The organism is Actinomadura sp. BRA 177, from assembly GCF_013372625.1.
GTDB lineage: Bacteria > Actinomycetota > Actinomycetes > Streptosporangiales > Streptosporangiaceae > Spirillospora.
On the sequence record NZ_JABXFD010000321.1, the window covers coordinates 1 to 10,020 of the forward strand.

11 protein-coding genes are annotated in these 10,020 nt (G+C 71.9%); 4 read left to right on the top strand and 7 right to left on the bottom strand.

What is annotated here, in order from left to right:
- Positions 1 to 95 precede the first annotated feature (95 nt).
- On the bottom strand, positions 96 to 890 hold the full coding sequence (locus tag HUX53_RS16280; RefSeq protein ID WP_176404049.1) for an acyl-CoA thioesterase II: 795 nt from the start codon (positions 888 to 890) through the stop codon (positions 96 to 98).
- 209 nt (positions 891 to 1,099) lie between these two features.
- Between HUX53_RS16280 and pgi the strand changes: the two genes are divergently transcribed.
- The gene (gene pgi, locus HUX53_RS16285; RefSeq protein ID WP_176404050.1) at positions 1,100 to 2,746 is read left to right on the top strand and encodes a glucose-6-phosphate isomerase; all 1,647 of its coding nucleotides are present in this window, start codon (positions 1,100 to 1,102) and stop codon (positions 2,744 to 2,746) included.
- Positions 2,747 to 2,825: 79 nt separating this feature from the next.
- On the opposite strand, the gene HUX53_RS16290 is transcribed toward pgi, so the two are convergent.
- The 6 genes from HUX53_RS16290 to HUX53_RS16315 all read right to left on the bottom strand — a co-directional run bounded on the left by HUX53_RS16290 (position 2,826) and on the right by HUX53_RS16315 (position 6,904).
- A complete protein-coding gene (locus HUX53_RS16290; RefSeq protein WP_176404051.1) occupies positions 2,826 to 3,083 on the bottom strand; it encodes an EF-hand domain-containing protein in 258 nt (85 codons plus the stop codon).
- 97 nt (positions 3,084 to 3,180) lie between these two features.
- Positions 3,181 to 3,924 carry a sugar isomerase domain-containing protein gene (locus HUX53_RS16295; protein WP_176404052.1) on the bottom strand — a complete coding sequence of 248 codons (744 nt, stop codon included), beginning with the start codon at positions 3,922 to 3,924 and terminating at the stop codon, positions 3,181 to 3,183.
- A complete protein-coding gene (locus HUX53_RS16300; RefSeq protein WP_176404053.1) occupies positions 3,917 to 4,354 on the bottom strand; it encodes a PTS sugar transporter subunit IIA in 438 nt (145 codons plus the stop codon). The genes HUX53_RS16295 and HUX53_RS16300 overlap by 8 nt, the downstream gene beginning before the upstream one ends.
- Complete coding sequence (locus HUX53_RS16305) at positions 4,351 to 4,653, bottom strand: PTS sugar transporter subunit IIB (protein WP_176404054.1); 303 nt, start codon at positions 4,651 to 4,653, stop codon at positions 4,351 to 4,353. The genes HUX53_RS16300 and HUX53_RS16305 overlap by 4 nt, the downstream gene beginning before the upstream one ends.
- 41 nt (positions 4,654 to 4,694) lie before the next feature.
- Positions 4,695 to 6,137: a PTS ascorbate transporter subunit IIC gene (locus tag HUX53_RS16310; protein ID WP_176404055.1), complete on the bottom strand. Its 1,443-nt coding sequence runs from the start codon at positions 6,135 to 6,137 to the stop codon at positions 4,695 to 4,697.
- A gap of 35 nt (positions 6,138 to 6,172) precedes the next feature.
- Positions 6,173 to 6,904 carry a GntR family transcriptional regulator gene (locus HUX53_RS16315; protein WP_309237262.1) on the bottom strand — a complete coding sequence of 244 codons (732 nt, stop codon included), beginning with the start codon at positions 6,902 to 6,904 and terminating at the stop codon, positions 6,173 to 6,175.
- Positions 6,905 to 7,053: 149 nt separating this feature from the next.
- Between HUX53_RS16315 and HUX53_RS16320 the strand changes: the two genes are divergently transcribed.
- From HUX53_RS16320 to HUX53_RS16330, 3 genes are all read left to right on the top strand, one after another.
- Positions 7,054 to 8,346 carry an RNA-guided endonuclease TnpB family protein gene (locus HUX53_RS16320; protein WP_217919499.1) on the top strand — a complete coding sequence of 431 codons (1,293 nt, stop codon included), beginning with the start codon at positions 7,054 to 7,056 and terminating at the stop codon, positions 8,344 to 8,346.
- Between the two features lie 117 nt (positions 8,347 to 8,463).
- On the top strand, positions 8,464 to 9,579 hold the full coding sequence (locus tag HUX53_RS16325; RefSeq protein WP_309237263.1) for a carbohydrate kinase family protein: 1,116 nt from the start codon (positions 8,464 to 8,466) through the stop codon (positions 9,577 to 9,579).
- A 41-nt stretch (positions 9,580 to 9,620) separates the two neighbouring features.
- A partial coding sequence (locus tag HUX53_RS16330) for a TetR/AcrR family transcriptional regulator (RefSeq protein WP_309237264.1) occupies positions 9,621 to 10,020 on the top strand: 400 nt, incomplete at its 3' end.

Sequence of the window (10,020 nt, forward strand, 5' to 3'; positions counted from 1 at the left end):
CCTACGCCCTGGCCCGCCTCCGCCGCGCCCGCACCGCCACCGCCCCGGCCCGCGTCACGCAGCCCGTCCCGGCCCTCGCCGACGCCTGACGCGGGTCAGGACGCGGGACGCAGCAGGGCCTCTTGGGCCACCGAGACGAGGAGCGTGCCATCCGCCGTGTGGAGCGTTCCGCGCGCCAGGCCGCGTGCGCCGTGGTTGACGACCGGATCCACCGAGTACAGCAGCCACTGGTCGACGCGCGGCGGGCGGTGGAACCACATGGCGTGGTCCAGCGTCACGGCGGTGGCGAGGCGCCTCGGCGAGCCCGGCGCGCGGGCGCTGCTGACCACCGCCATGTCCGACAGGTAGGTGACGAGGCACGCGTGCAGGGCGGGGTCGTCGCCGACCGGCGCGGACGCCCGGACCCAGAACGGGTGCGTCATCGGGAACTCGTCGCCGCCGGGCGGGTTCACCACCCGGATGTCGAACCCGGCCGGGTGCTTGAAGAACGATGGGAGCACCGGCGCGTCGAGCCCCTCCGGGCCCGGCACGTCCGCCGGCGGGTCCACCTGCCAGTCGAAGCCGTCCTCCGGGTCGTGGAACGAGGCGATCAGCTCCAGGATCGGCTTGCCGCCCTGGCTCGCGGTGACGTGCCGGGTCGAGAACGAGCGGCCGTCGCGGGTGCGGGCCACGTCGAACGTCAGCGGCTCGTCCGGCGTCCCCGGGCGGATGAAGTAGGCGTGCAGGGAGTGCGGCGGGCGCCCGCCGGCGGTCAGGCACGCGGCGCGCAGGCTCTGCCCGGCGACCTGCCCGCCGAACAGCCGCGGCCGCCCCACGCTCGGCGAGGTCGCCAGGAAGGAGTCCTCGCCGAGCGGGGACAGGTCGAACATCCGCGTGATGCCGTCGCTCATCGTGCTCCTCCGCGTGCTCCCGGCCAGGCGCCGTGGCGGCGACACTACTGGGCGGCGGGACGGGCGAGTCCGTCCGGGGCGGTCTCCCGCGCGGTCTCCTGCGCGGCGGGGGACGACCCTGATACGGTCACGCGCGGTCTACCTATGATCGCCGTGGGGACGCGTCCGGGGGATTTCGGCGCCCGCCCCGCGAGGAGATGAGAGAGGCAATGGCAGATATCACCGAGTCGCCCGAATGGTCCGCGCTGGCCGAGCACCACGCCGCGCTCGCCGGGCGGCACCTGCGCGAGCTGTTCGCGGACGATCCGGAGCGCGCCGGGCGCATGACCGCGACCGCGGGGGACCTCCACCTGGACTACTCCAAGCACCGCGCGACGAGCGAGACGATGACGCTCCTCGCGGCGCTCGCCGAACGGGCCGGGCTGCGCGACCGGATCGAGGCGATGTTCACCGGGGAGCACATCAACGTCAGCGAGGACCGCGCCGTCCTGCACACCGCGCTGCGCCTCCCGCCCGGCGAGGCCCTCACCGTGGACGGGCAGGACGTCGCCGGCGACGTGCACGCCGTCCTGGACAAGATGGCCGACTTCGCCGGACGCGTCCGCTCGGGGGAGTGGACCGGCTTCACCGGCAAGCGCATCACCACCGTCGTCAACATCGGGATCGGCGGCTCCGACCTCGGCCCCGCCATGGCCTACGAGGCCCTCCACGACTACGCCGACGCGGGCATCTCCTGCCGGTTCGTCTCCAACATCGACCCCGCCGACATCGCCGGGAAGCTCGCCGACCTCGACCCCGAGCAGACCCTCTTCGTCATCAGCTCCAAGACGTTCGGGACGCTGGAGACCCTCACCAACGCCAAGGTCGCGCGGCAGTGGCTCGTCGACCGGATCGGCGACGACAAGGCCGTCTCGCGGCACTTCGTCGCCGTCTCCACCAACGCCGAGCGGGTCGCCGAGTTCGGCATCGACACCGCCAACATGTTCGGCTTCTGGGACTGGGTCGGCGGACGCTACTCCTTCGACGGCGCCATCGGCCTCTCCCTGATGATCGCGATCGGCGGCGAGGCGTTCCGGGAGATGCTCGCCGGGTTCCGGGAGATCGACGAGCACTTCCGCGCCGCCCCGTTCGAGGCGAACATGCCGGTGATCATGGGGCTGCTCGGCGTCTGGTACACCGACTTCTTCGGCGCGCAGACCCGCGCCGTGCTGCCCTACAGCCAGCGGCTGGCCCGCTTCCCCGCATACCTCCAGCAGCTCACGATGGAGTCCAACGGCAAGTCGGTGCGGGCCGACGGGGCGCCCGTCGTCGCGCAGACCGGCGCGATCTTCTGGGGCGAGCCCGGCACGGGCGGCCAGCACGCCTTCTACCAGCTGCTGCACCAGGGCACCCGGCTCGTCCCCGCCGACTTCATCGGCTTCGCCGAGCCGTTCACCGAGCCCGCCGCCGACGGGCCCGCCGGCATGCACGACCTGCTCACCGCGAACCTGCTCGCGCAGACGTCGGCGCTCGCGTTCGGCAAGACCGCCGAGGAGATCGCCGCCGAGGGCACGCCCGCCGCGATCGTCCCGCACAAGGTCATGCCGGGGAACCGGCCGACCAGCACGATCCTGGTGCCCAAGCTCACCCCGAAGACCCTCGGCTCCCTCGTCGCCCTCTACGAGCACATCGTGTTCGTCGAGGGGACGATCTGGGGCATCGACTCCTTCGACCAGTGGGGCGTCGAGCTCGGCAAGGTCATGGCGATGGACCTCGCGCCCGCGCTCACCTCGCAGGAGCCGCCGGGGCGGGCGCCCGACCCGTCCACGGCCGCGCTCGTCCGCCGGTACCGGGAACTGCGCGGCCGGCGGGTCTGACCACCGCGCGCGAAAGGGCCCGCCGGACGCGCCGGCGGGCCCCTGTGTGCGTCAGGTCGCCTTCGTCAGGTGCCGTCCGTCAGGCGCCGGCGGCCGGCAGCGGCCCCCCGGCCCAGCCCTGGGACTCCATGATCGCGCGGAACTCCTCGAAGGAGATGTACCCGTCGAGGTTGCCGTCCGCCCGCTCGAACCTGTCCTGCGTCTCGGCACGCGTCCAGGCGAGCCCGAGCTCGTCCAGTACGAGCGTGAACTCCATCAGGTCGAGCCTCTGGTCGCCGCCGAGGTCCGCGCGCGTGAACAGCGCAACAAGGTCGTCCTCGGTCGGTCGTGTCGTCATCTCGCTCCTCGTTCTGTCCGATGGTAGCCACGCATCATGTCATAGGGAGCGATCCAGACCATATGCGAAACGCCGCAGGAAGAGCCCAGGTTTTCGGCTAACCGTCCCCGGTCAGCTCGGGGACGCGGTGCCGGTACCGGGCGAGCAGCGCCGCGTTCACCTCGTCGCCGCCGGGGACGTTCGCGCTCGTCCAGCGCGGCGGGTCCGCGCCGCGCGCCGCCGCGAGGTCGTCCAGGGCGGCAAGCACCCGCGACCACGCGTACGCGGCGAGGATCGTGGAGGCCGCCGCGGTGCGCGGCGCCGCCGCCGGATGGAGCACGTCGCCGGGCGGGACGCGCGTGTCCAGCACGATGCCGGCGTGGTCGGCCAGCGTCGTCTCCGTCCGCGCCGCCGCGCCCTCCGAGGCCCGCGCCGACGTCACCGCGACGACCGGCACGCCCCGCGCCCGGCATTCCGCCGCGATCTCGACCGGGTACGGGTTGCGGCCGCTGGTGGAGAACACCACCGCCACGTCCGGCGGGGCCGGCGCCGCCTTCGCCACCACGGCGCGTCCCACCCCGGCCTCCCGCTCGACGCGGGTACTGCGCACCGCGTCCCCGATCGGGACCACGGCGGGGTCCCAGATCGGGCGGACGGCGGCGAGGCCCCCGGCCCGGTAGAACGTCTCGAACACCATGGCGAGGGAATGCCCCGCCCCGGCGACGTGCACGATCCCGCCGGCATCGACCGACTCCAGGACGAGCGCGGCGGCCGCGTCGATCGCCTTGCCGGAGGTCGTGTCGAGATCGTCCAGCAGAGTTCTCACCCGGTCGGGGAAACTCGTCCGGGCGGCGTCAGGCATCGGGCAGGGCCTCCTTGAGGGTGCGGGCCAGGTCGTCCCGGCCGGCCGCCGCGCGCAGCCGGTCGGCCAGGCCGCCGGACAGTGCGCGCGCCAGCCCGGACAGGACGCCGACGTGCGCGTCCGGCTCGGGCGTGCAGAAGGCGAGCAGCAGGTCGACAGGGTCATTGTCAGGATGACCGAACTCGACCGGCGCCGCCAGCCGGGTCGCGCCGACGCCGACGGCCAGCCCGCCCTCCTCGGGACGGGCGTGGACGAGCGCCAGGCCCTTGGTCAGCACGATGTACGGGCCGTTCTCCTCGACCACCCGTACGCACGCGTCCGGGTAGCCCTCGCCCGCCGCGCCCGCGTCGACCAGCGCGGAGGCCGCCTTCCGGACGGCCTCCCGCCAGTCGCCGGCGGTGACGCCGTCGGTCGCCGCGATGACCGTCATGACAGCCAGCCCTGCTCGGTCAGGCGTTCCCTGAGCTGCGCTTCGAGTCCCTCCTTGTCGAGGAAGTCGCTGATCGTGATCACCACGGGCGCCAGCTCGGCGATCTCGCCGGTGTGCATGCCCTGGCCGATCACCACGTCGGGCGACATCCCGCGCGCCGTGGACACGTCGGTGTTCTCCACCCGCGCGTCCACGCCGAGCGAGCGCAGCGCGTCCTCGGCCGTCATCTTCAGCATCAGGCTGGAGCCCATGCCGACGCCGCAGACCGCGAGGATCTCCAGTTGCCGGTCCAGTGCCATCTCGTTCTTCCCTCTTCGTCGGTTCGGTCAGGCCCTCTTCGTCAGGCGTTCGCGGGGGCCTTGTCCTCGTCCTCGGGCGCGGTGTCCCCGCCCTCGGCCGCCGCCCGGCGCTTCTCGGCGCGGCCGAGCAGCAGCAGCGACGCGACCATCGCGGCGAGCGCGACGGCCGGGACGAGCCAGATCGAGTTGCCGCCGACGACCGGGTCCACGGCCTTCAGCAGCCACGCGATCGCGTACCAGTCGGGGTCGGCGAGGGTGGCCAGCTCGGGCGCGGTCTTCTCGTACAGGTCCCAGGTGACGGCCTGCCCCACCGCGAGGATCAGCCCGGTGATCACGCCGCCGAGGACGGCGCCGCGCCAGCCCGCCACCACGTTGCCGAACAGCGCGGCGGCGCCGCCCACGAAGAACAGCATGATCATGGGCGGGGCGAGGGTGAACCAGCCGGCCCCGGCGAACACGCCCAGGCAGACCAGGAACACCGCGGTGGAGGCCACGAACCCGACCATGACGGCGGTCGGCGCGACGGGGAACACGGTCGGCGCGTCCAGCGCGGGACGCGTACCGGGGATCACGCGGTCGCTGAACCCCTTGAACGCCGGGACGATCTCGCCGAGGAACATCCGCACGCCGAACAGCAGGATCGCGATGCCGCCCGCGAACCGGAGGCCGACCAGGATCGCCCACACCCACGGGGACAGTTTGTCGTCCATCTCGGCCGCCGCCGTGCTCACCACGCCGTCATCGGCGAGCGCGACCCCCACCAGCATGATCACGGTGATGATCAGCGCGGTGCTGACGTTGACGTCCTTGAAGAACGACAGCTGCCGGGGCAGCTTCAGCTTCTCGGTGTCGTGCTTCTCGCGGCTGCCGAGCGGACGCGCGGCGTACCCGGTGACCAGGCAGGCGAGCGAGCTGGTGTGCGCGAACCCGAACCGGTCGTCCGGCATGACGCGGCGCATCAGCGGGCGCATCCACAGCGGCTGCAGCGTCCAGTACGCGGCGACGAACCCGGCGCCGCACAGCACCAGCGTGAGCTGGTCGGCGCCCGGCGCGATCGTCACCAGCGACGCGACCGTCACCGTGCTGATCCAGAACATCAGGTGCCCGGTCAGGTACAGGTAGCGGGCCGCCGGGAACAGCCGGACGACCAGCACGTGGACGAGGAACGCGACCGTGATGACGAGCGCGATCGTCCCGCCCTGGTCGGTGAGGAAGTCGGCGAGTGTGTTGTCGGCCTTCGGCGGCGTGGTGTCCATCGCGCTGGCGAGGACGGTCTGGAAGCTCGTCAGCCCGCCGGTGAACACCTCCACGCCGATGAACAGGATGACGACGCCGATCGTGGCGCGCAGGGCGCCGGCGAAGACGTCCTCGAACCGCTTGCGCTGCAGGATCAGCCCGATCAGGGTGATCAGCCCGATGAGGATGGGGACCTGGCCGAACACGTTGTCGGCCAGGAAGGTGAGGATGTCCTTGATGACGTCCACGGTGAAGTCGCCTCACTTCCCAGGGGGTGGGACGGTCAGTGGGTCGGCGGCCGGAGGTCGAGCTCCAGCCGGTAGCGGTCGCCCCGATAGACGGACCGGACGTATTCGAGGGGCCGCCCGTCCGGGTCCCTGGTGACGCGCTCGAACAGGAACGCCGGCGTGTGCACCGGCACGCCCAGCTCGGCGGCCTCCTCGGCGGTGGTGACGGTCGGCTCGATCGTCTCGGTGCCCGAGGCGATCACGATGCCGCCGCCGCGCAGCAGGTCGTAGAACGACCGCCCCTCCAGGTCGTGCCGCCGCAGGCCCGGCAGCAGCGCCCGCGGCAGGTAGAGGGTCTCGATGGCCATGCTCGCCTCGTCGGCCAGCCGGAGCCGCCGAATGGTAAATACCTCTTCCTCGGGGGAGAGGGCGAGCCGCCTGCCGATCCGCGCCCCCGCGGTCTCGGTGCGGAACGACAGGACCCGGCCGCCCGGCTTCATCCCGCGCCTGATCATGTCCTCGGTGAACGACGTCATCGTCAGCGACACCGCGATCCGGGGTTCGGCCACGTAGGTGCCGCTGCCGTGCCGCCGTTCGAGCAGCCCCTCGGCGACGAGCCCGTCGATGGCCTGCCGCAGCGTCGGCCTGGACACGCCGAGCTCCTCGGCGAGCCGGCGCTCGGACGGCAGGGCGTCGCCCACGTCCAGGCCGTCCAGCATGGAGAGGAGCTCCCGGCGCACCGCCTGCCGTTTCGTGCTCGCGGACCGGGCCTCACCGGCGGATGGCACGCCGTTCACCTCCCAGGGGGTTGTTCCTGTGGTTGCACACCGTATGTCCGATTGCACTGACTGGTCAATACCACTTTGTGCGGTTGTCGCGGTTGCGACGCGAAGGCTGGCATCCGATGGGCCGGATATACGCTACGCAAAGTAATGGTATGGTCACGATCATGAGTGAAGGTGGCTTGGTGAAGCGGCGGTCTGGGCACCGCGCTCGGCTTACGCTGTCGCCCAACCAGGTGGCCAAACTCGACGAGCAGGCGCACGCTGCGCGGGCTCTGTGGAATTTGCTGCATGAGTGGTGGACGTTGCTGCCAAAGCACAAGCGCACACTTGCCGCTGCCAACGCTGCCATTCGCCAGGCCCGCAAGGACATCGACTGGCTAGCGGTGCTTCCCGCACAGGCCGCTCAGGCAGTGCTGAGGACTTACCACCAAGCGTGGACGAACTGCTGGAAGGGCCTTGCTTGTGCGCCGAATTTCAAGGCGCGGTTTCGCACTCCGATGTCAGTGGACATCACCCAGGAACGCCGCATGAGGATAGTCAGGGTTCACCGCCGCTGGGGTATGGTCACCATCCCCAAGGTGGGTCGGGTCCGGTTCCGATGGACCAGAGACCTGCCGATCGGCAGGCACGCCGATGAAGGAAACCGCGTCACTGGTGCGCGGTTGATCAAGGATGCGCTCGGCTGGCATATCGCCTTCCGCGTCCAGACGGCGCACCTTCGCCCAGGGGTGCACCCCGGTCCGGAGGTCGGCATCGATTTGGGCATAGCGGTGCCGCTTGCCCTTTCCGACGGTACCGAGTTCCACCATGGTGACTGGTTGAACGACAAGGAAAAGGCCACGTTGCTGTGTCTGGAGCAGCACGCCGCCCGGCGCAAGCAGCACCACAAACCCGGCGAGAAGACATCTCGTCGGTTGCAGCACACCTATGACCAGATGGCAGGGCTGCGCGCGAGAGCCAAGCGCCGAGCCCTGGACTGGCAGCACAAGACCACCACCGACATCGCCGAACGGTACGGCACCGTGGTGGTCGAAGCACTGAAGATCACCAACATGGTCGCATCCGCCAGAGGAACAGTGGACCAGCCAGGTAAGAACGTCGCCCAGAAGCGCGGGCTAAACCGCTCCATCAGTGCCGAGTCCTGGGGGCGCATGATCGGCATGCTTGCGTACAAGACGGTCCGGCGCGGCGGCACGCTGCACAAAGTCCCTGCCCCTGGCACATCCCAGCGCTGTTCGGCGTGTGGTGCGACGACGCCCGGCAGTCGGCAGAGCCAGGCCAGGTTCGTGTGTAAGAACACCGGATGCGGCTGGTCGGGCAACGCTGACCACAATGCGGCACGAAATATCCTTCATCTGTACAGGATCGGCCTAGTGGCGGTCCCGGCTGCCGGGAGGTGCAGTCGTCAGGCGCACAAGCGCGTCAAGCCCGCCACCGCAAGGTAGGTGGGAGTCTTCTCTGCTCATGGAGAAGAGCACTCCAAGTTCCGAGGTAAGAGAGAACGTCGGAGGCGGGGGCTAGGGTCTGGGTGATCTTGCCCACGCCTCGCCACGGGGGGCCTCGTGACTCAGCGGAGCGCGCCGGGACGGGCGCCCGAGCCGTCCCTCGCCGACCCCTGCGCGGAGCGGGAGCCGGCGGGGGAGCGGCTGCGCGGCGGCGGGGACGGCCCGGGGCTGGACGTGTTCCTGTCCGGCCAGGTCTTCATGGACATGATCTTCACCGGGCTGCCGGGGCTGCCGCCGCCGGGCACCGAGATCGTCACCGACGGGCTCGGCTCGGCGCCCGGCGGCGTCGCCAACATCGCGGTGGCGATGAGCCGGCTCGGCCTGCGGGTCGGGCTGGCGGCGCCGTTCGGCGACGACATGTTCGGCGCCTACCTGTGGCGGACCCTCGCCGAGCAGGAGGGCGTCGACCTCGGGCTGTCGCGCCGGGTGCGCGGCTGGTCCACGCCCGTCACCGTGTCGATGGCCTACGACTCCGACCGCGCCATGGTGACGTTCGCCAAGCCCGTCCCGTCCCCGCCGGACGACCTGGGCGCGCCGCCGCCGGCCGCGCGGGCCTGCTTCGTCGACGTCGACCGCCCGGTACCGCCGTGGGCGGCGGAGATGCGCGCGCGGGGCGCGGTGGTGTTCGGCGACCTCGGCTGGGACCCGACCGGCGCCTGGCCGGCCGAGGTCCTCGACCGGCTCGCGCACGTGGACGTGTTCCTGCCGAACGCCGCCGAGGCGATGGCCTACACCCGGACCGGCACCCCGGCGGACGCGGCCGAGGCGCTGGCCGGCCGGGTGCCGGTGGTGGTGGTCAAGCGCGGCGGGGACGGCGCCATCGCGATCGACTCGCGGACGGGGGGGCGGGCCGAGGTCGGCGCGCTGCCGGTGGAGGCCCTCGACCCGACCGGCGCGGGCGACGTGTTCGCCGCCGGGTTCGTGTTCGCCACGCTCGCCGGCCTCCCGCTCGCCGAGCGGCTCCGGTTCGCGAACCTGTGCGCCGGGCTGTCGGTGCGGCACCGCAGCGGCTCGCTCGGCTCGCCGTGCTGGGGCGAGATCGCCGCGTTCGGCGAGTCGGGGGAGGTGTCCGAGGCGGTGCTGGCCGAGTACGCGTTCGTGATCCCGTTCATCCCGGACGCGGCGGACGACTCGCCCGTCCGCGCCGAGCCCACCCTGCGCACCGAGCGGTGACCGGTTGCTAATGCGAAGTCTTTCGCATTAGCATCGGCCGGGTGAGCGAGGACGCACCGGCCGCGCGGGCCGCCCGACCCGGGGGCCGGACGGCCCGCACGCGCGCGGCCGTGCTCGACGCCGTGCTCGGCGAGCTGGAGGACGCCGGATACGCCGGCCTGACCATGGAGCGCGTGGCCGAGCGGTCGGGCGTCCACCTCGCGACGCTGTACCGCAGGTGGCGGAACGCCGAGGGCCTCGTCGTCGACCTCCTCGGCGAGGTCGGCACGCGCGAGGTGCCGATCCCCGACACGGGCTCGCTGCGCGGCGACCTGCGCGCTCTCGCCGCCGAGATTGCCGGGCTGTACGCCCGGCCCCGGTACCGGGCGCTGGTGGAGGGCATGGTCGCCGCCGCCGTCCGCTCCCCGGCGGCGGCGACCATGCCCTCCACCAGCGCCCGGT

Coding starts and splice junctions, on each gene's coding strand:
- HUX53_RS16280 (WP_176404049.1), bottom strand. CDS start 890: ATGAGCGACGGCATCACGCGGATGTTCGACCTGTCCCCGCTCGGCGAG.
- HUX53_RS16290 (WP_176404051.1), bottom strand. CDS start 3,083: ATGACGACACGACCGACCGAGGACGACCTTGTTGCGCTGTTCACGCGC.
- HUX53_RS16305 (WP_176404054.1), bottom strand. CDS start 4,653: ATGGCACTGGACCGGCAACTGGAGATCCTCGCGGTCTGCGGCGTCGGC.
- HUX53_RS16300 (WP_176404053.1), bottom strand. CDS start 4,354: ATGACGGTCATCGCGGCGACCGACGGCGTCACCGCCGGCGACTGGCGG.
- HUX53_RS16295 (WP_176404052.1), bottom strand. CDS start 3,924: ATGCCTGACGCCGCCCGGACGAGTTTCCCCGACCGGGTGAGAACTCTG.
- HUX53_RS16320 (WP_217919499.1), top strand. CDS start 7,054: ATGGTCACGATCATGAGTGAAGGTGGCTTGGTGAAGCGGCGGTCTGGG.
- pgi (WP_176404050.1), top strand. CDS start 1,100: ATGGCAGATATCACCGAGTCGCCCGAATGGTCCGCGCTGGCCGAGCAC.